Source organism: Pseudomonas sp. LS44 (assembly GCF_024730785.1).
Classification (GTDB): Bacteria; Pseudomonadota; Gammaproteobacteria; order Pseudomonadales; family Pseudomonadaceae; genus Aquipseudomonas.
Window position 1 is genome coordinate 754,861 of sequence record NZ_CP102830.1, and the last position, 22,279, is coordinate 777,139.

5 protein-coding genes and 1 pseudogene are annotated in these 22,279 nt (G+C 66.3%); 3 read left to right on the plus strand and 3 right to left on the minus strand.

The window, feature by feature from the left end:
• Positions 1-286 precede the first annotated feature (286 nt).
• Together NVV93_RS03395 and NVV93_RS03400 are read right to left on the minus strand one after the other, a co-directional pair.
• Positions 287-1,603: a bifunctional DedA family/phosphatase PAP2 family protein gene (locus NVV93_RS03395; protein ID WP_258253057.1), complete on the minus strand. Its 1,317-nt coding sequence runs from the start codon at positions 1,601-1,603 to the stop codon at positions 287-289.
• Between the two features lie 3 nt (positions 1,604-1,606).
• Entirely contained in the window at positions 1,607-2,320 is a 714-nt protein-coding gene (locus NVV93_RS03400; protein ID WP_258253058.1) for a DNA-3-methyladenine glycosylase, read from the minus strand.
• Positions 2,321-2,383: 63 nt separating this feature from the next.
• Here NVV93_RS03400 and NVV93_RS03405 point away from each other — a divergent pair, with 63 nt between their 5' ends.
• On the plus strand, positions 2,384-3,235 hold the full coding sequence (locus NVV93_RS03405; protein WP_258253059.1) for a class I SAM-dependent methyltransferase: 852 nt from the start codon (positions 2,384-2,386) through the stop codon (positions 3,233-3,235).
• Between the two features lie 22 nt (positions 3,236-3,257).
• Here the strand turns inward: NVV93_RS03405 and NVV93_RS03410 are convergent.
• Positions 3,258-3,362, minus strand: a pseudogene (locus tag NVV93_RS03410) (RimK/LysX family protein); the annotation flags it as partial.
• Positions 3,363-3,764: 402 nt separating this feature from the next.
• Between NVV93_RS03410 and NVV93_RS03415 the strand changes: the two are divergent.
• Entirely contained in the window at positions 3,765-4,472 is a 708-nt protein-coding gene (locus NVV93_RS03415) for a response regulator transcription factor (RefSeq protein WP_258253060.1), read from the plus strand.
• A gap of 114 nt (positions 4,473-4,586) precedes the next feature.
• On the plus strand, positions 4,587-22,268 hold the full coding sequence (locus NVV93_RS03420; protein WP_258253061.1) for a leukotoxin LktA family filamentous adhesin: 17,682 nt from the start codon (positions 4,587-4,589) through the stop codon (positions 22,266-22,268).
• Positions 22,269-22,279: the final 11 nt, after the last annotated feature.

The window sequence follows — 22,279 nt, forward strand, 5'->3', positions numbered from 1 at the left end:
TCCGATGCATTTCCGATGGTTCCCACGCTCCAGCGTGGGAACCTGATCCGGGGACGCTCCGCGTCCGGCAGACGCAGAGCGTCTGTAGCGGCATTCCCACGCAGAGCGTGGGAACGATCAACGGGTCTGACGTAGGTTTTTTTGTAGGAGCGGATTTATCCGCGATAGCCGGCGCCGCGGATCGCGAATGAATTCGCTCCTACCAAGGCGCTGAAACCAGCGGCATCCCCTGAACACCTGCGTCCAGCCTGGTCGGTGGGTTATGCCTACGGCTAACCCACGGGTCTCAATAGGCATAGCGCTGCAGCGCAGCCGGCAGCGCCCACAGGGCGAACGCGCCCAGCAAGGCCACACTGGCCGGCAGAATCAACCACCAGATCTGCGGCGACAGCGCGGCCAGCGGCGCTCGCCACTGCGCAAAACTCAGGCTGATCGCGCAGCAACTGCCGGCCAGCAGCGCGCCGGCGATGACGTCCGTCGGCCAATGCACGCCGAGATAAACCCGCGACAAGGCGATGGCCAGCGCCGGCAGGCAGGCCAGCAGCAACCAGGTCAGACGCAGGCGTACCGGTTGATCACGGCCGGCAAGAATGCCGAGCACCAGGAAAAACGCGAAGGCCGCCGAACTGTGCCCGCTGGGCAGACTGAAGCTGCTCAACGGCTCGAGCAGGATCTCCGGGCGGTCGCGCGCGAACAGCACTTTCAGACTGGTGTTGAGCAGCGCGCTGCCCAGCAGTGCGCCGAGGGCGAACAGTCCGGCGCGCCATTGGCGGGTCAGGAGCAGAAGGCCGCAGAGCAGCGCGCTGGCGAATAACTGGGTAGTGAAATCGCCGAGCCGGGTGATCAGCACCATGAGGCGGTCGAGATGACTGCCGCGCTGTTCCTGGATCAGCGTAAGCAGGCCTTGATCGAGTGGCTGCAGGTGCCGCCAGCCGAGCAGCAGGGCGAACAGGGCGAGCAGGCTCAGTACGGCGGTCAGCGGAGTGGCCCAGCGGTGGCCACGCAGGCTGCTGTGCGCGGTCAGGCCGACGATCAGCGCCAGCACGCCGATGACAATCGTCGCATTGCTCCAGAAGCCATCCGGCAACGGCAAGCGCATCGCCGCACCGGTCGCCCAGCCGGGCAGTAGATAGGCCACCGCCCAGCCCGCCGCGGCGATCAGGCTGACGCCGATAAAGCGTCCCAGCGGCATGTCGAGCATGCCGGCAACCATCGGCAGCATCGGCCGCAACGGCCCGATATAGCGGCCGACCAGCAGGCTGATGACGCCGTAGCGATGGAAATACACTTCGGCGCTGCCGATCCATTCCGGGTGATGGCGCAGCCCGGGCAGGCGGCGGATGTTCTGGTGGAAACGGCGGCCCAGGGTGTACGACAGCGCATCGCCGAGCAGGCCGCCGGTGTAACCGAGCAGCAAGGTTTGCCAGAGCGTCAGCGCACCGCTGCCGGCCAGCACGGCGACCGCGAACAGTAGCACGGTGCCGGGCACGATGATCCCGGCAATGGCCAGGCATTCGATGCAAGCGATCAGGAAGATCGCCAAACCCAGCCACTGCGGGTGCATGCCTAGCCAGGTGGTGAGACTGTCGAGCCATTCGCCCATTGATCAGATTCCTTGCAGATGGGCGGCGCCCAACAGTCGGTAGTCACGGCCTTCGACTTGGCCACGGCGCAGCGGGTTCCGCGTGCAATGGCGGGCAAAGCCCGCATCGACGAAGCGATAGTGCAGATGCTCGTCGCGCCCGAGCGGAATGCCCAGGCGCGTGGTTTGGATGATATGCGGGGGATTATCGCCGACATCCTCGACGAACAGGCGCGTCGGATCGAAGCGCTGCGCGTCCCACTCCGGCACCTTGAGGCCCAGGCTGCGACACAGCAGCGTCTGCCCGGCGCAGAGTTTTTCCGCGGCCCGTGGTTGGCCTTGGGCGTCGGGGTTGAACTGGTGCATGCGGGCCAGGCTGGCGGCGCCGGAATGCGCGTCGAGGTACGGATAGGCGGACTTGATCAGCACCGCATTGCCGGCGCCTTGGGCGCTGAAGTTCAGCGAATCGCCGCCGCGGGCGTAATACATATAGATGTGTCCGCCGTCGAGAAACAGCGCGCGGCGCTTCTCGGTATAGCCGAGCGAGGCGTGGCTGCCGCGTTCGATGCAGTAGTAGGCCTCGGTCTCGATGATCCGCGCCGCCAGCCACAGGTCGCCGACTCGGTGGCGGATCACCTTGCCCAGCAGCGCGCGGGCGAGGATTTGCGCATCGCGGTCGAAGAACGCATCGGGCAGCGCGCGCATCGGCGGCAAACTAAGGGTGGGATCGGCGGGCATGGGCTGTCGGAGCGCTTCGGCAGGGCTTAGGCTGGCGCGATGATAACAAGAAGAGCCGCCGCCATGCCTTCATGTGCCCGTTCCGCCAGCGCCCATATCAGCCCCAGCGCGCACTACACCGGTTATGTCTGGTACCGCCACCAGCTGTCCGAGCCGGCGTTCGCCACCGCGTTCGGGCGTTTTGCGCATGCTGCCCTGACGCCGCTGGCCTGGGGCGTGCGAAAGATCGCCGGGCTGGATATCGAGCGCATCCTGCTGCAGCGCCACCTGCTGATCGACGCCCGGTTGCACGCGGCGATCGAGCACGGCGGGGTGCGTCAAGTGGTCGAGATCGCCTGCGGGCTGTCGCCGCGCGGTCGGCGTTTTTGTCAGCGCTATCCACAGTTGCGCTATCTGGAGGCCGACTTGCCGGCCATGGCGGCGCGCAAACGGTTGTTGCTGCATGGCGAAGGCTGGCTGGACGCCCGCCATCGGGTGCGCGACGTGGACATCCTCGCCGAACAGGGCGAGCTAAGCCTGGCGGCGCTGTTCGCTGAACTGGACCCGCGCGAGCCGGTGCTGGTGATTACCGAGGGGCTGGTCAACTATTTCCCCCTGGCGCCGCTTGAAGGGTTCTGGACGCGGCTGGCCGAGCAGCTGGCGAGGTTTCCGCAGGCAACTTATCTGACCGAGCTGTATCCCGACTTGCGCGAGCATCCGCGCTATCGCCAGCTGCGCTGGGGCATCGATGTGGTCGGCCGGCTGACGCGTGGTGGCTATTGGCTGCACTACCGTGATGCAGCGGCGATCAGTGCGGCGTTCCAGCGATGCGGATTCGCCCAGGTCGCGGTGCTCGACCCCGATCAGGTCGACGTCGAGCTGCCGAGCCTGCCGATCCCGAGCATGCTGCGGGTGATCGAGGCGCAGGTGCGATAGGCCGCATGTGCCCGGGAGGCCATTCGCGTTGGAACGGCACGATATCGCTGGCGTGCAGGCTGGAGGTGCTGGCGCCGGTATCGATCTTCGCGCGCTGGCCGACCCTGCCCAGCTCGGGAAGGGCGATCCATTCGCGCCAACCGATCACGGAAAGGTGGTCGAAGGTTTTCAAGGGCGGCTATCCACGGCGTTTGCCGCGTTCCAGCAGGGCTGCTTCCGGTCGCCAGATCGATCATTGCAAAGATACGGCATATGCCGTATTTCACGCACCGCGACCGGCCGGTACTGTCGTGTTTTCAGAACAGGCGAATAGGCTGGGGTAGCTCCTGGAGTGCTCCGCCGGTCTGTGGGCGTGGCTGGCCGGACTATCGTTCGGCTGTGCCGAACAGGGATTCCTGCTCCAATCCGAGCGGTTTTTGTCATTGCGCTCCCGGCTCAGTCTGTACGGATCGGACTTGCGTGGGGGCGGCAGGGATGGAGCAATGACAGGGAGTTTCTGTGTCGGGAGGGCACGGAAGGGGAGGGAATCGTGGAAAAACTATTGATCGTCGAGTTCGAGCGCAATCCTCACGTGGTGCTGGCGGACTACCTTGGGTTCTTGGGCTTCCATGTACTGCGCGCGTTCTCCATGGCGGAGTGCCTGCGCGCGCTCGATCTACACGATCCCGCGTTGGTGCTGCTCGACGGAAGCGTGGAGGGTATCAACAGCTCGAGCCTGGCCCGGCAGATCCGCGAGCGTGGCCAGCACGTTGGTCTTCTGCTGGTGCTTGCCCGTGGCGATGACGCCGAGCGCATCGCCTGTCTCGAGGCCGGTGCCGATGGCTACCTGATCCGCCCCTTCAGCCTGCCTGTTCTGCTGGCTCATGTCCGTAGCCTGTTGCGGCGCTGTGCGTTGCTGGCCGGGCGCTCGGTGCTGGTGGAGATCGGCCCCTATCGGGTGGACCTGGTGCGCCGGCGTATCCATCGGTGCGATCAGGAGATTCCCCTCACCAGCGGCGAGTTCTGTCTCCTGGTACGATTGTACGAAGTCCGTGGGCAACCGGTGGAGCGCCACCAGTTGCTGGAGAGTTTGCGGCCCAGCGTGGCTGACGAGGGCGGTGATCTGCGCACCGTGGACACCCTGATAGCGCGTCTGCGGCGCAAGCTCGAACGCAACTCCAACCGGCCCGAGCTGATCCAGACGGTGTACGGAAAGGGCTATCGGTTGGCCGACGAGCGCGAGCTGGAGCTGGTTTGAAAGTTCCCAAATGTGAACGGTGGTTCACCAGCATGAACGGCGGCGTGTAGTTCGAGCGCGCCGGAGAGTCAACAATTTCACACCTGTAAAACAATAGAGACAGTGAGGTCCATCATGTCGGTCGAACCCATTCAGGCGGGTGCACGTGTACGCGCCAGCCATGCCAATCCGGCATCCCTGTTCCGCCCGAGCCGCCTCACTGTCGCCGTGCTCATGGCCATCGGCGTCGCGCCGGCGTTCGCCGAGTCGAACAGCATCAACGTGCACAACGGTGAGCTCAACGGCCTGGGCAACCCCAACGCCCCCGCCGGCGATGGCAATGTCAATGGCCTGCGGACGGGCCTGGCTACCGCCACACAGATCGCGGTTAACGGCAGCGTCACCGACATCACCACCGGGACGGTGAGTGGCAATACCGGCTTCAACTCCTTCAGCGACTTCACCGTTGGCGCGGGCAATACCGTCAATCTGCATGTGCCGACCGGCAAGCAGAATCTGGTGAACCTGGTGCATGACGCGCAGGTGGTGGTCAACGGAAACCTCAACGGCCTGAAGGATGGCAAGATCGGCGGCAACATCGTGTTCGCCGACCCGCATGGCATGGTGGTGGGCGCGTCCGGGGTGGTGAACGTCGGCAGCCTGACGGTGACCACACCGAGCACCGAGCAGATGTACAAGCTCGCCTACATCGCCACCGCCAAGGGGAGTGCTTCCGAGGAGGACAAGCGCGCTGAGCAGGACAAGCTCGCCGGGCGTATCGGCCAGGGCGAGTTCCGCGACGGCACGGGCGAGTTCAGGGTCGAGGGCAAGGTCAACACGGCGGGGTCGCTGAATGTCTTCGCCGCCAGGGCGGTGGTCAGCTCCGGGGCGGTTCTGGAAGCGGGCGCCAAGGTCTTCAATGCGACGGTCAATACAAGTGGCCTGCCGGATGCCGTGGGCGCGGTGCGCGGCAACGGCAGCATCCAGATCGTCGCGGCCGATTCGGCGGAGATTTCCGGTGAGTTGCGCGCACTGATGGCCGATGGCAGTGGTGGTGGCATCAATGTTCGGGCGGACAACCAGCTCGAACTGAAGTCGGGCGCGCAGGTGATCGCCTCCGGCGAGGCGGGCAAGAACAGTGGCAAGGTACGCCTGGAAGGCGCCGACATAACCCTGCGCGAGGGCTCGAAAGTACTGACCACCGCAACCGGTTCCGGACAGGCTGGGGCCATCGAGATCGCCGGGCTCAGCGACATCAGTTGCACCTTCTGCGGCGACGGCAAGAGCGACCCGAAGACTGCCGCCGATCTGCCGACGGCGCGGCCGCTGCTCACCGGCGCCAAGGGCGCTTCGACGGTGGTGGTCGAGAAGAGCGCGCTGCTCGATGCGCGGGGCGAGACCCGCAGCCAGGATGGCGATGTCAGCATCAAGGCCCTGGCGCTGGATCAACAGCTCGGCGGCTGGACCAACGCCGACGCCAAGGTCGAGGTGGATGGCGAGGTCCATGGGGCCAACGTCGTCATCGAGGCGCGCAGCATCGCCAAGGTCGACCCGCAATGGATGGCCAGCCTGCTGGGCGTCACCAGCGAGGACTTCAGCGCCAACTTCAGCGAGTTGTTCGACAAGATCAACGCCTATGACCGCACCGATTTCAAATCGCAGCTCAGCCAGGACCCGGACAACTACAGCGAGCTGCTGGCCATCCAGGATTTCGTCGCCGTATCGATGGCCGAGGCTAACGCGACGACCCGCATCGGCGCCAACGCGGTGCTGGATGCGAGCAAGGATCTCAGCGTCAGCGCCAGCAGCCTGCGGCAGGTGGAGACCGAAGTCGACAGCACGGTCATGTTGGTCAACTCGAAGATCCCCGTCGGCCTTGGCTTTTCCTACGGCAGTATCAGTGGCACCACCGCGGTCGAGATCGACAGCGGGGCGAAGCTCAATGCTGCCGGCGATATCACTCTCGACGCCTACAGCGAGAACCTGTTGCACGTCAGTACCCTGGCGGTGAACAGCCACGACGCCCAGGGCAATGCGCTGAGCACCATGGGCCTGGCGTTCGGCATGGCCAGGAGCGACACCTCCACCACCCTCGATGTAGCGCATGGGGCGGTGTTCAAGCTGGGCGGTGATATCACCGCACGCGCCGTCACAGAGCAGGATCTGAGCAATAACGTCACTTTCGAGGCGCGCGGCTCGGGCGCCACCGGTGGTCCGGCGGTCGGTTTGGCGCTGTACAACAGTAAGACCAGCGCGCAATTCGATGCCAACCTGGATATCAGCGGCGGCCTCAATGTTGCCGCCCTCGACTTGATCCATCAGCAGGTCAACCGGGTCAGCGTGCAGGCCGGTAAGAGCGAGCTCAACTACCTGACCTCCAAGGCTATTACGCCGCTGTCGAACTTCATCGTCCCGCGGCTCAAGAAGTTCCTCGGCCTGACTTGGACCCCCGACGATGCCACCGACGGGAGTAAATTCCGCGTCGGCTCGGCCGTCGCCATCACCCTCGCCGATCATCAGGCCAGCGCCCGCCTGGGCCAGGACGCCGCGCCGACCCTGTCGTTGGGCGGCGATCTCAGCGTACAGGCGTTGCAGCACCAGGAAAGCCTGCGCAACACCGCCGCCAGCACGGTCAACTCGATTGCCCGCGAAAGCGATACCGCCGAGTACTCGCTCAGCCTGGCGGCGGTCTACAGCCAGCTCGAGCAAAACACCCAGGCTACGATCGGCGACGACGTCACGGTCAGCGCGCGCCACATCGGCGTCGGCGCGAAGAACGAAATCCCGATCAACGACCGCAGCCTCGACATCTTCAAGGGCATGGACAAGTGGGGCTCGCTCAGCGAGGTCTTCGCCAACCTGACGGCGGCCGCCAAGCAGATCGCGGACCCGGGGCAGATGCCCAGTCAATACGCCAACGCCACCGGAAGCGCCGACAAACTGGGGCTGGCCGGGGCAATCTCGATCCTGCGCACTAATGTCGATGCCGGCGCCTGGGTTGGCGACAACGTCACGCTCACCGCGACCGGCAGCGGCCCGTGGAGTAGCACGCTGTGGGACGAGCGCAAGGACGACGGCTCGCTGCTGCACACCTGGTCGCTGAACAGCGACGTCTGGGGCGACGAGAAGGTCGCGGCCGGTAACTGGTTCGCGCCGGTGACGGTGCTGGCGGAGAACCGCGTCGAGCGCGTGGCGGTCGCCGGTAATCTCGGTCTGCTGCTGTTCGGCTCCTCCTCGTCCGGTCAGGGCTCGGCCGTCGGCGCGGGTCTCAATCTGGTCCAGCACACCGGGAATGTGGTGGCGGGCATCGGCTCGGGCACTAGCGTCACCGCCGATGGCGTGCGCGTCGCGGCGCGGGAAAAGGATTTCATCATCGACGTCAGCCCGTCCGCTGGCGCCGGGCCCAGCGGCGCCGGCAACGGTTCGGTGGTGCTGACCCAGCTAGACACCACGGTCAACGCCTCGATCAGCAACGGCGCGACGCTCAAGGCGCGCAACGTGCAGGTGACGGCGGACCACGTGCTCAGTGTCTGGAGCGCCAGCGGTGCGCTGGCTTATTCGCAGAACGTCGGCGTGGGCGCGGGCGTGGCGATCAACCTGATCGACAGCGATATCCAGGCGCTGATTGGCGACAACCGTGACATGCGCCTGCTCGCTGACCCCGGCATGGCGCCGCTGCAGTCCACCTGGAAGGTCGATGAACTGGGCGTGACGGCAACCTCGCAAGGGCAGAGCGGCGCGTTCTCCATCGCCGGCGCCGTGGCGCGCACCCAGCAGCCGGAGGAGAAGAAGTATGAAACTCCGGCGCGTAACGACACCAACAAGATCACCGCCACTCTGGAGGAAGCGGTCAAGGTTGCCGTCAAGGACATGGGCAAGCAGCTCGGCTCCTACGTCGATACCTTCCTCGGTCTGTTCAAGAAATCCGAAGGCAACGTAGATCCAGTCGGCGGCCTGAGCCTGGCGCTGGCTGGTTCGGCGAGCGTCAACCGGTCGAACCAGAAGACCCGTGCGCGCATCTCCGACATCGTGCTCGACCCGCGCCAGCCGGGCGCATCGCCCAACGGCACGCGGGTCAGCGTGCTGGCGCTGAACCAGACCGACCAGTTCTCCGGTTCCGGCGCCGGTGCGCTGACCATGGCCAAGAACATGGCCAAGTCCGACTACAGCGCGGCGCTCTCCGGGGCGGTGGCGGTGAACCTGCTGGGCAACCTCACCGAAGCCCAGCTTAGTGGCGTGACCTTGCGTGAGAACCGCGAACTGAGCGTGCTCGCGCTCAGCGCCGGCGACCAGGTGGCCATGGGCCTGGGCCTGTCGGTCAGTACCGCCGGCCAAAGCGGCAATGTCGCCGGCGCGCTATCGGCGTCCATTGGTCTGATCAAGAACACCACGCGCGCCAGTGTCAGCAACAGCCACGTGCAAGCCTGGACGGTGGCCGATAGCCCGATTCTTGTGCAAGCCTACGACCGCTCCCGTGCATTGCTGGGCGGCGGCGCGTTCGCCGGTGCTTCCGGCTCCGGCACCAGTGTCGGCGGTGCGCTGACCATGGCCATGCTTGGCAACGTCATCGAAGCTGGCTGGGAGGATAGCGAGGCGCTGGGCTTCTCGCGCATGGACGTCGGCGCCTACAGCGGCATGCAGACCCTGGTCGGGGCGCTTGGCGTCGCGCTGACCGGCAGCGACGGCAAGGCCAGCGCTGCCGGCTCGTCCTACATTGTGGTGTCTGGCAATACGGTCAAGGCGAGCATCAACCGGGCAACCCTGCAGGGCGGGGCGGTGAGTCTGCAGGCGCGCAGCGTGTCGGGTATCGGCGCGCTGGATGCACTGCTCGGCGCGGGCGGTGGCGGCCTGGACGGCGTGGGCCTGAGCGCCGACGCGGTGAAGGACATCCAGGTCAACGCCGACCACCTCGAAGACAGCGACGACGATGGTCAGGACGAAACCTCCAGCCCGTCGCTGTTCGACAGCCAGATATCCGGCGAATCGATCCTGGCCATCGCCGGCAGCGTGGCCGTGGGCGGCAAGGCGGCGATTGGCGCAGCGATCGGCGTCATCTATCTGGACAGCGACTACCTCGCGAGCCTGACCGAATCGACGTTGACCCTTTCCGGCGACCTCGACGTGGCGGCGCGCAACGACACCGAAGTGCTTGCGGCATCGATCAGTGGTGGCGTCACCAAGGACTCCGTCGGTATCGGCGGCTCGGCGGCGCAGATCGTCGCCCGTGGTTCGGTGACGGCGCAGGTGCTGGGCGCCGACGGCGCACCGATGCGGATCGAGGCCGACAACCTGCGGGTGTCGGCGGAAAAGACCGGCGGTTATTACGCCCTGGCTGGCAGCATTGCCGGCGGTAAGCAGGCGGCGGTCGGCGTGGCCTACGCCAGTACCGACCTCGAGCAGGACGTGGCGGCGCGACTGGATGCGCTCGACGTCGAATTGAGCGGCGCGGCGGACATCCTCGCTGCGCAGCAGAACAAGGTGCGTACCGCGGCGGTCGCCGGTGCGCTGAGCAGCACAGCCGCGGTCAGCGGTTCCATCGCTTACAACCGCATCGCCGGTGACAGCGAGGCGACGCTGGACGACAGCACAATCAAGGCGGCGGGGTTGGCCTTGAGTGCCAGCCGTCCGGGGCTGGACAGCAGCATCTGGTCGGCAGCGGGCAACGTTTCGGTTTCCACCGGCGCGGCGGGTGTTGGCGCGGCATTGGCGACCAACCTGTTGCAGGCCCAGCGCACGGCGATGATCCGTGGCAGCACCCTTAATCTGAGTGGTGACTTGAATGTCCTCAGTGCCTTCGACGGGGAGATCTACGGCCTGGTCGCCGGTGCTGCCGGCGCGGGCAACGTGGCGGTGGAAGTTACTTCGGTCACCAACCTGATCCAGGGTGGCGACCGGGCCGGTATCACCGGCAGCACGGTGAATATTGTTGGCGGCGGCCTGAATGTGGAAACCCGCGCGCTCGACGGCCTGAGCATCTCCGCGCTGGCGGCTGTGGCGGTGGGCTCGGGCAGTGTTGGGGTGGGCCTGGCGAACGCCAACAACATCATCGAGGCGACCCGGCAGGCGAGCATCGATAGCTCCACGCTGACGTTGGACGGCGCACTCAACCTGCTCAGTGGCGGCGCCACGCAGATCCGCTCCGCCGCGCTGGGCGCGGGCGGTGCGGGGAGCGTCGCGGTGGGGGCCTCGGTGGCGGTCAACGTGATCGACGGCAGCGAGTTGGCGAAGCTCAGCGGTAGCTCGGTTACGGGCGCCAGTGCCTTGAATGTGCGGGTCACCCAGGGCGGCGCGCGCATCCGCACCCTCGCCGGTAACGTGCAGGGCGCGGGCAGCGGCGCCGGTGCCGGCGCGGTGGCGGTCAGCACCATCAGCCAGATACGCAGCGCGAGCATCGCCGACAGCGTGCTGAATCTTGGTGGCGCGCAGGTCGTGGTCGAGTCGTCGACCCGCGCCGATATCGACACCATCGCGGTATCCGGCGCTGGCGCCGGGGCGGGTGCTGGAGCGTTCTCCAACACCAGCAACAACATCAGTGCGAAAACCCTTGCCGAGCTGAGCAACGTCAGCGGCACGGCCGGCAACCTGTCGCTGCTCGCCAGCGATGCCTCCAGCATCGATGCGCTCGCCGGCTCGGCAGCCGGGGCGGGAACGGCGGCGGTGGGCGCGGCGACGGCCATCAACCGGATCGCCAGTCAGATCGAAGCCATCCTTAGCGGCGGCTCCCTGAACCTGAGCAACCTCCTGCTCGATGCCGATTCGGCGGCGAATATCCGTGCCCTGTCGGCCAGCGGCGGCGGTGCCGGAGTCACGGCGGTGATGGGTTCCATCGCGACTAACCTGATCGACACCCACGCCCGTGCGCGCATCGGTGGCGGGGCGCGGGTCATCGCGACGAACAACATCGGCGTGTCGGCCAGCAACATCGATACCATCCTCGGGATTTCCGGCGCTCTGGCCGGCAGCGGCAATGCCAGCGTGGGCGTGTCGGCTACCACCAACCTGATCGGCAGTGTCACCGAGGCCTACATCGACGGCGCGCAGACCGCCGTCAGCGCGCTCGCCCAGAACCCGCAGGACCAACTGCTGATCGACAGCGGCGAACTGCTCAACGCGCCCTCCGACAGCTATGCGTTCTGGTCGCTCGGCGTCTACAACCCGGTCGCCGGGCTGGGCCTGGGCAAACGCTCGATCACCGGTCTGGCGGTCCAGGCCAGCTCCCTGCAACAGATCGCGCAGATGGCGGCGAGCGGCGCGGTGTCGGTGGTTCCCTTGGCGGGTGCGGCAGTGGCGGCGCTGGCCAATGTCAGCGTGATCGGCGGGCGCACCGTGGCCGCGATCAGCGACGCCTCGATCAATCAGGAATCCGGTGCCAGCTCGGCACAGAATGTTCGCGTCGGCGCGGCCAGCCACAGTCTGACCTCGGGCTACCTCGGCAGCGTCGCCGTGTCCCTTGGCGCGGCGGGCGTCGCGGCGACGGTCGACACCACCAGCATCAACCGCACGACGCAGGCTGGCATCCACCGTGCCAACCTGGTCAGTGCCGGCGCGACCACCGTCGATGCGTCCTCCAGTCAGTACGCCAACAGCCTGCTGGCGAGCGTCGGCGGCGGGATCGTCGGCGTGGCGGCCAACGCTACGGTGACCTTGCTCAAGGCCCAGACTCAGGCGCTGATCGATGGCGGCAGCCGAATTTCGGCCGGTTCGCTGGATGTGCTCGCAGCTTCCTTGCAGCGCTTGGCGCCTAACGCTTTCTATATCGCCGGTGGAGCGACAGCCGGTGGGGCGAACTTCGCCTTGGTGCAGAGCCAGAACCTGACTCGCGCCTGGATCGGCGACGCGGCGACACGCACCAGCGTCGCTGGCGGCGCGGTGAATATCGACGCGCACAGCGATGCGCGCCTGCTGATGACCGCGGCGGGTGCCGCTGCGGGTGGCAGCGCGGTTGCCGGATCGGCCGCCCTTGCGCTGCTCGAGAACGAGACTGAGGCCGGCTCCAGCCAAACCGACTTCGGCTCGGCGAACAAGCGCATCGGCAGCCTGCGCATTCATGCGCAGGACGACCTCACGGCCCTGAGCAACGTGGGCTCGGCGGCGGTCAGCGCCGGGCTGTCTATCGGCGCCAGCGCCAACGTGCTGGTCAGCAACAGCGCGGTGCGTGGGCGGCTGCTCGACAGCACGCTGTATGCCAATGGTGGCCTGACGCTTGAAGCGCTGCGCAATGACGACATCAACCTCAACACCCTGACCGGCAGCGCCTCGCTCGGCCCGGCGCTGGGTGGCAGCATCGGTCTGCTATTGCTCGGGCCCGACGCGACCAACGTCAGTGCCGGCGGCGAAAGCGCCAATCCGCTGGATGAACTGAACAAGAATGGTTCGGGCACCCTGGCGCAAGCCGAGTCGTTCGGCTCGACGGACGTCGACAGTGGCGTGAGCTACCAGCAATACCGCAAGAAGGCCGATGGCACTTACGAACTCGTCACCCTGACTGATAGCGATGCGCAGACGGCGCTGGCGGCGAAGGGCAGCTTCAGCCTCGGCCAGCGGCTCGCCGATCCGTCGCTGAACCGCCACGAGACCGTGGCGCGGATCAGCAACAGCACACTCGACCTGGGCGGCGCGGCGCGCGTTGTGGCGCAAGACACGCTGCACAGCGACAACCTGGTGGGCAATGCCGTGCTCAGCGGCGCCGCTGGCGTTGGCGGGGCCTTTGGCTTCAGCCTGGTCAATGGTCGGGTGAGCAGCGAAATCCTCGGCGGCGCCCTGAAGGCGGCGAGCCTCGACCTGGCGGCGCGGGCCGTGCAGAGCGGCGATGCCGCCGTCGGCGTACAGGCCATCAGCGGCGCGGCCGGCTTCGCCGCGGGCATCGGTGCGGCGGTGGGCGTGGCGACGCTGAACAATCAGATACTGGCGAACCTCGCGGGCAACCTCCAGGTGTCCGGCGACTTGCGTGGCCAGGCCCTGGACTCGCAGGGGGCCGATGTCGACGCCCTGGGTGCCGCGGCTGGAATCGGTGGTGGTGCCGGGCTGGTACTCGGCGTGGCTAGCCATGACAGCAGCGTCAACCTGCGGCTGGCGCCGGGCGTCAGCGCACAGGGCGGTAACATCGATCTGGATGCGACCTCGCGCGGGCACCTCGATCTGCGGGGGCGTGGTGCGGCGGCGGGCCTGCTGTTCGGCGCCAATGCCAGCGTGCTGGTTGCGCGCGACCAGAGCCGCGCGGTGCTGGATGTCGGTGCCGGCTCCACCCTGCAAGCGAGCCAGAGCCTGTCGCTCAATGCCACGGCCAGCCCCCAGTTGCGCGCGAGAAGCGAAGGGATGGCGCTGGGCGGTTACGTTGCCGCTGGGGCCAGTGTGGTCGACGTATTGGCCAAGGCCACGGCGCAGCTAAACCTCGGCGCCAACGCATTGCTGCGCGCACGCACAGCGGCGATCAGCGCCGAAGTCGGGCGCGATGGCGGCTACAGCGCCGATGTCAGCGCGGCCGGTGTCAGCGGCGGATTCGGCGTCGCCGCGAACGCGGTGGTGGCCTCGGCCCGCAATGAAAGCAGCAGCCTGCTGCAGAGCGACAATTCCACCCGCTTCGACGGGCAGGGCGGCTCCTGGCTGCTCTCCGCGTCCAGCGATGTGGCGCAGCGCGCCAGCGCCAGCGGCATCGCAGCGGGCCTGCTGAGCCTTGGTGCCCAGGTCGCCAATGCCAGCGCGGATACCCAGACCCGCGCGCTGGTCGGCGGTACCTTCAGTGGCACCTTCGCCTCCTTCAAGGTTGCGGCCGGTGGCGAGGTGAACAACCTGGCCAGCGCCAAGGCCGGTCAGGGCGGCCTGATCAGTGGCGCGGCGGCTGTCGCCAAGACCCGCGATTCGAGCGTCACTCGTGCGCAGTTGTTCGTCCAGGGCAGCGCCGCCAGTCTCGGTGAAGTCGGCCTGTCGGCGCTGCACGGCTCGACCTTCGACGGCTTCGTCGACAGCATCAATGCCTCGCTGATCGGCGCCAGCGGCGCGCACGCACTTCATACGCTGGACCTGGACACCAGCAGCGAGTTGCTCGCCGGCAGCGTATTGAGCAGCAGCGCTTACGAGCAGAGCGCGCAGAACAAGGTCTACAAGTACGCCAGCGGCGATTACAACGTACAGTCCGGCTCCGGCGGCGTGGTCGATGCGGCGGCAGCGCTGAGCGAGGCCGAGATGCGCCTGAGCGCGCGCAGCACGATCGGCAACAACGCCGTGGTGCGCGTGGATGGCGACTGGCGCGCGCCGAAGAATCTCTCGGTGCAGGCCTACAACTATGTCTATGGCCGTGACCGGGTGAAGCTCGACAGCGGTGGCGCGATCACCATCGCCCTGGCACGGTCGGAGCTCGACGTCAGCCGGGCGCAGGCGCTGGTCAGCATCGGCTCCGGCGCCAACCTGTACAGCGTCGGCGACATCATCCTCAGCGCCAGTGGCGACTACGACCTGGATGCCCGCGCGAGCGCCAAGACCTATGGCCTGGCCGGTGCCGCGCGCGGCTACAGCCTGGCGCGGGTGAATGCCAGTTACGATGTGCAACTGGCCTCCGGCTCGACCCTGCTCGGCTATGGCGATGTACGCCTGTACGCCGGCCAGGACGTCGCCGGCGGGGCCAACCAGGCGACCCTGGTTGCGCGGACCGACCTGTGGAACAACACCGCCTTCCCGGTGGTGAACGATCCCGACGCCGACGCCCTCTACAGCCGCAGCGCCAATGTGACGGTGAACAGCGGCAGCGCGGTGAACAGCGTTGGCGATATCTTCGCCTATGCCGACAAGGGCTACGGCAATCTGCTCGGCAAGGGCATCGCCAAGGATCTGTACAAGGAAGCGCTGAGCGAGTTGCTGGGCATTTCCATCGAGACCGAGAGCGGGCGCTCGGTCAACTCGTCGAGCGCCGTGGTGCGTGTCGACGGGGCGCTGCGTGCCGGCTTCTACAACATCCAGACACTCAAGGTCAGCGGCCTGGAATACTGGTACGACGGTCAGCTGCGCACGCTCGACGAGCTGAAAGCGATGCCGTCCGCATCGCTCGATCCGGCGAAGCTACAGGTGCGTCCGGGCATCAGCGAGGTCAGCGACAACATCGGCTATCGCCTGGTGCAAGGCACCTACTCGCAGTACATCAGCCAGCGTATGACGCAGCTCAACAAGCAACTGACCGACTACGGCCTGTCAACGGTCGAGCGCACCGCCATCGAGGCGGAAAAGCGGCTGTTGCAACAGTCGCTGGACAAGCTGTTCACGGACATGGGTGGTAGCACGGCCAACGGCGCCAGCCTGAGCCGCGACATGAATATCTGGATCCTCGAGGTCGACCCGATCCTCGCCAAGCCGGGTAACGTGCAGGTGATCGGCGACGCCCTGGTGGGTGCTGGCAGCCTGCGCGCGCCGGGCGATGCACGCATCGAGGTGATCAACGACAGCCAGGCGTTCCTGCGCCTGAACGGCCTGGAGATCCCCTACCGCGATGGCGGCCAGTTGATTTTCAACCGTTCTTCGCTGGGCACGCTGGCGGAGATCAACGCCGCCAACGCCGCCGGCCATGGCAGCGCGTCCTTCCGCGAGCTGATTCTTTCGGCCAACTCCGGCGAGCCCTCGATCACGGTGCGCAACAGTTACAACCCGGCCAGCGGCCAGCTCGGCCTGGACGGCCTGCGCGCGCCGGCGCCGGACATCTTCATCAACAAGCGCATCTCCAACCAGCGCGGCACGGTGGAGGTGACCGCCAGCTACGGAAGCATCTATTCCAACGCCGATGTGCGCGCCAAGTCGCTGAAAATCAGCGCCGGTCGCGACTTCGTGCTCAATGCCGGAAACGCGTTCCAGTTCATCGGCGGCGACCCGTCCACCAACAACAACGGCAGTTACCTCAACGGACCGAACGCCGCCTACAACGTGGTTGCCGGCAACAATGTGGTGATCAGCGCCCAGTACCTGAACATCGGTGGCCTGATCCAGAGTGGCGTGGCCGACTGGCTGGCGAACATTGACCTGTCGAACCCGAAATTTGCGCAGATCGACTCCCAACGTGCGCGGTACAAGGCCGGCAAGGCCGGGCCGCTGTTCCAGTTGCAGGCCAGCGATGCGCAAGCGGGACGGCTCGGCTACAGCTATGACTTCCGCACTGAACGGCTGGTACTCGACCAGGTGGAAGTCGCCGGCGGCTACATGGAGCTGACCGGCTACATCATGAGCACTGGCAACGGCGAGCTGAAGGTTCTCGACGGCTACAGCCAGGTCAAGGTGAAGAACAACACCGGCTACCAGCTCGGCCTGAACGGCATCGACCTGGGCGAGGGCGCGTCCGGCACCCTGCGTATCAACGATGTGCGACGCAACGCGGCCGGCCAGGAAGAGGTCTGGTCGTCGGTCTATACCCGTACGCTGAACGACATCGAGCTGCAGTACGGCCTGAGCAAGGACGTGCTCAATGCGCAGAAGAGGGTGGTCGCTGCCAACAGCCGGGAAACCTTCTTCGACCCGGTACAGGGCCGCTCCTACGTCTGGCTGACCGGCCAGGACCAGACCCGCACCACGGTCACCACCTACTTCAAGGACAAGTTCTGGGGAGCGTTCAACGTCGGTGACGGCGAGTTCTACGACCAAGATGTCTGGACATCGGCCGCCAGACCCATCGAGGGCGCCGATTACATGGGCAGCAGCGGTGTCGGCCTGAACGGCGGGCAGATCTACTCCGAATCGAATACCTACTCGACTGGTGACGCACCGCAAGTCAGCACCGAGACCTGGACCACCTGCGAGGCCTGGTTCCTCTGGTGCCACGTCAAGCGCAGCTGGCTGGAGCGCACGGAGGTCAAGGGCGAGAAAGTCATCAACCGCTATACCGTCGCCGCCGATGAGCGAATCAAGGTCAACTTCTTTGGCCATGATCAGGGCCTGATCAATGTCGACTCGGCATCGGATATCGTGCTGCTCGGCTCGCTTTACAACCAGAACGGCACCACCACGCTCAAGACTGCCGGCTCGCTGACCCAGGCCAACGGCGATGTCGTGGTCGCGGCTCGCGATCTGGTGCTCGATACAGGCAAGGGTATCGGTTCGACCCAGGCGCTGCAGGTACAGGTCAGCGGCAGCCTGGCGGCCAACTCGAGCAAGGGCGACATCCGTATCGATGGCCTCAACGGTGGCTTGAACCTGGCCAGGCTGAGCGCCGGTGACGGCGATATCCTGCTCAGCGCTCAAGGCAACATCGTCGCTGCCACTCCGAACCTGGTGATCCAGGGGCATTCCATCAGCCTGACCGCCAGCCATGGTTCGATCGGCACGCTCAATGCGCCGTTGAGCATCGATACCAACTACGGTGCCGGCTCCAATTCGAAGCCGGGGTTGCTCAAGGCCTCGGCGGTTGGCAACGTCTATCTGCGCGAAACCCTCGGCGATCTTGCCGTCGACCAAGTGATCGCCGGCGGCGACGTCTGGCTGAAGGTGGTCAACGGCGATCTGCTCGATGGCAACACTTCGCTGTCCTACGACGACCGCGCACTGGCCGAACTGCAACAGCTGTGGGACGACATGGGCCTGAGCGGCGCCGCCGCGGCGCGCTCGCTGGACGAGCAGAAGGCGGCCCTGGAGGGCGCGGGCCAACAGCGCTTCGCCAAGTACTGGAGTCTCAAACAGGGCGCCGATGCCACCGGGCAGGTATCCCTGCCGACCTCCGAAGTGGAGCGGTTGAAGAGCCTCGGCTTGAGCGATGCCGAGATTGCCACGCGCCAGTCGGCGTTGCAGGGCGAGTACGCCGCGCTGGCGGTGGAGTTCGCCGGTACCTCGGCCGACTATGTCTACGCTCTTGACGCCACCACCCTGGGAGCCTTGCAGGGCAGCTCCGCGTGGAGCCAGGAGCAGTTGCAGTATTCGATCTCCTCGGCGCTGGCCACTCGCGGCAGCAACACCCAGGTCAAGGTCGAGCAGTTGAACATCGACGGCAACAACGTCACCTTGCAGGCCAACCGCGTCGGCAAGGTGCTCGCCGCCGACCAGATCGTCGACCTCAGTCAGGGGCTGGGCAATCTCTCCAAGGATCAACTGGCGGCACTGGCGGGCGCGGAAGTGGACGACGTCTACTTCGACGACCCGAACAACCGCTCGCTGCTGCGCATCGTCCAGCGTGACGACATCAACCTTGCGGCACGTGGCGCCATCAGCGTTACCGCGCTGGGCGATGTCTACCTGGGTGGTGAGCGCAACCTGAACCTGTTCGACGTGCGCGGCGACACCGTGCGCATCAAGACCGACGGCAACATCGAAAGCGCCAGTGGCGCCAATGTGGTCCTGCGTGGCCACGACGTGATCCTTGAAGCAGCCAACAGCGCCATCGGCAGCCTGGGCGACGGTCTGCACGTGGCGGTCACCGGTGACTTCACCGCGCGTGGCGACAGCGTGCGGATCACCCAGCACGGCGATCTCAACGTTGACCGCATCACCGGCCTGAATAGCCTTGACCTGACCGTACTGGGCAACCTCAACGCCGCTCGCCAGCTCGGCGAAACGCTGCTGGGCGGCTCGGTGAATCTCAAGGTCAGCGGTAACGCCGGCACGAACCTCGGGCGCATCCAGTTCGGCACCGGGCTGAACCAGCGGATCGCCCTGAGCGTTGGCGGCGATGCCTGGGTCGGCGGACTGCAGGGCGCGATCGTCAGGCCAGGCACGCTGAACTTCGCCGGCGTCACTGTCGGTGGTGCGCTGGATATCGGCCAGGCCTACAACCTCACCCAGGACGGCCAGTGGCAGGTCGGCAGCTTCAACCTCGTACTCGACAATGACTGGAGCATGCTGGCCGGCAGCCGCCTGAACGCCGACGGTGACATCGTTGCGCGTCTCGCCGGGGATGCCGAGTTGGCGGATGTAACCGCTGCCGGCGACCTGTCGATCGACGCCAGGACCCTCCAGGCCAGCGCTGCCGGTGCGGTCATCGGCGCCGGCAACCTGCTGCGCCTGAACGGTATCGGCGACCTCGGAGCGGCATCACGCTGGCTGACGCTGTCCGCCGACGAACTGGATGTGGTCAGCCAGCAGGGTGCGATCTACGCCAATCTTGCCGGCGGCATCCAGCGTGGCCGGCTGCTCAGCCAGCTCGGCCAACAGCTCGGCAGTCTCGGCGATGTGAGCCTCGGGCTTGTCGCCAGTCAGACCGGCGGCATCCAGCTTTCCGGCATCGGCGCTGTGCGTATCGACGACCTGCAAGCGCAGGGCGGTCTCGATCTGCAAGGGCAGGACCTGTCGCTGGGTATTGGTGCGAGCCGCCAGGGCGAAATCTTCGTCGATGTCAGTGGCGCGTTCTCCGCCGACCAGCTCGATTCGGCTGGCCGCTGGAACGCCGTCAGTGGCGGCGAAATGCGCGTGGATGAGGCCCGCATCGCCTCGACGGTCGACCTTGAGGTTGGCAAGGACCTGCGCCTGGGACGCCTGACCAGCCGCGACGCGGTGATCGACGCCGGCAGCGCATCTCATATCGGCGACCTGCAGATCACCGGCCAGCTCGACCTGAGCGTGGCTGGGGTGCTCGATCTGCTCAACGCGAACGTCACTGGCGCGGCGAATCTGACCCATGTGGGCGCCGCGGGAACCGCGCTGCACTATGGGACGCTGAGCGTCGGCGATGTGCTGCGGGTCGGCGGGCCGGGCGACTGGAGTGGCGACGATGCACGGGTGGGTAGCGATGCCTTCTTCGATGTCGGCAGCGCGACCCTGGGCACTCTTGAAAGCCGTACCGGCATTCTTGACCTGCAAGCCACCGGCGCCTTCGATGCCCAGCAGCTGCACAGCCGTGCCGGCTATATCGACCTGCGGGCCGGTAGCGCCGAGCTCGGCCAGGTCAGCGCTGCGCAAACTCTCGATGCCCTGGTGCGCAACGGTTCGCTGCGCATTCTCGGTGGCCGTAGCGGCGGCGACATGCGCCTGATCAGCGCCGTGGGTTCGAACGGCGACATCCACTTCGGCGTTCCCGCCGATGCCAGTGTGGCGGGCGTGCTCGATACGGCGCACCTGAAGTCGGCGGCGAATCTGCTGATCCATGCCGATGGCGATGTCTTTGGCGGCAACGCCGAGGCGGAGCAGGAGCTGCGCATCATCGGCCGCAGCCTGAGCCTGGGCCGCGTGCAGAGCCTGCAGGCCGATCTCTTCCTGCAGTCCACCGGTAACCCGCAACTGGGGCAGGGCGATATCACCGCGCTGCTGGTCGATGCCAAGCGCGACGTCGGTGTCATCGGTACGGGCAACCTGAACATGCCGAACGTGAAGTTCGGCGGCACCTACTCGCTTAAGGCCGGGCGTGACCTCAACGTCGGCATTGGCGGCAACCTGGATGTCGACGGCCTGGCCGAAGCCGGGCGCGATCTGCACTTCAAGGTTGGTGGCAATATCGACCTGGCCGGGATCAAGGCGGGCCGCAATGTCGATGTCGATTCTGGTGGGGCGATCAACCTCGACCAGGGCGTGGAAGCCGGCGGCGGCATCCTGTTACGTGCCGCTGGCGGCGACATTCGCATCGGTACACAGGTCGTCTCCCACGGTTCCTACGACGGCGCGCCACTGGCGGGCAACGTGGTCCTAACGGCGGCGGGCAATGTGCTGGTTCCGCTGCTTGTCGCCAATAACGGCGATGTTCGCCTGACATCCGGCGGGCGGATCGAGGTGGGTGACAGTCGCAGTTCGGGCGGGCAGAACTGGCTGGCTAGCGGTTCGATCCTGTTCAACAGCCTGCAGGCTGGCGGTTCGGCGCTGTTGGCCAGCGGCCTGGATACACGCGGGGCGCTGATCCGGGCCGCGGCCATCGACGTCGTTGGTCACAGCCTGTTCCTTGGCGAACTGGACGCTGCGCAGAACATCGGTCTGCAGGCGCGCGGCATGATCCAGGTCGGCCAGAGCCGCAGCGGCAGCAGCCAGGACTGGCGTGCCGACGAGTCGATCTTCTTCGAACGACTGCTGGCCCGTGGTCAGGCGGTACTCGACAGCCTACTCGACACCCGTGGCGGACAACTCAGCGCCGATGCTGGCGCGACCGTCCGCGCCGGCTGGCGCAACGGCCAGGCGACGCCGGCGGGTATCTGGCTGGAGAGCGCCCAGGCACCACGCCTGAGCCTGTTCTCCGGTGACCTGATCCGGGTTGCCGACGCCAACATCGGTCAGTCCGTCGACCTGCATGGCGCGGATATCGAGCTGTATGGCCGGCACAGCGGCGCGGGCCAGCTCGACCTGTGGGTCGAGGGCAGTGGAGATGTCGCCGCGCGGCGTCTGCGTAGCGTACTGTCGGCGGCGTCGCTACAAGTGCCGCGCCTCTATGTTGCCGATGGCTGGTTGCAGACCAGCGCTGATCACGTATGGATCGAGGACGCGCGTCACGTCGAGCGGCTGCAACTGTTCAGCGCGCAGGCCAACCTGCATATGGATAACAACGCGGTCACCTTCCTGCCGGAGGCGGATATCCAGTTGCATGAAATCGACAAGGCCTTCCAGCTACGCCAGGACGTGCTGACCACCCTGACCGATGCCTACGTGTTGCATCGGCGCTTCACTCATCTGACCTTGCTGCCGAACTTCCATGAAGCCCACGAAGGAGCCCCAGGCGTGCTCTTCCAGGATTCCAGCGCCGCGCGCCACGGCGAGCACCTGCTGTCGCGCGGCATGACCCAGCAACGCCTGGCGGCGCTGTTGCAGGCCTTCTCGCTGCGCTTGGCGGGTGGGCAGGACTGGACACCGCGTTGGGGGACGCAACCGGCGGAGTCACGGATGAATCTGGATGATATCGAGCGCGCGGCGGCGACACAGGGAGTTCAGCAGTGGGGTATTTGATGCGGTGTAAA

Bases quoted from the DNA above. Each gene is read 5' to 3' on its own strand.
- NVV93_RS03395 (WP_258253057.1), bottom strand. From the start codon at position 1,603: ATGGGCGAATGGCTCGACAGTCTCACCACCTGGCTAGGCATGCACCCG.
- NVV93_RS03400 (WP_258253058.1), bottom strand. From the start codon at position 2,320: ATGCCCGCCGATCCCACCCTTAGTTTGCCGCCGATGCGCGCGCTGCCC.
- NVV93_RS03405 (WP_258253059.1), top strand. From the start codon at position 2,384: ATGCCTTCATGTGCCCGTTCCGCCAGCGCCCATATCAGCCCCAGCGCG.
- NVV93_RS03420 (WP_258253061.1), top strand. From the start codon at position 4,587: ATGTCGGTCGAACCCATTCAGGCGGGTGCACGTGTACGCGCCAGCCAT.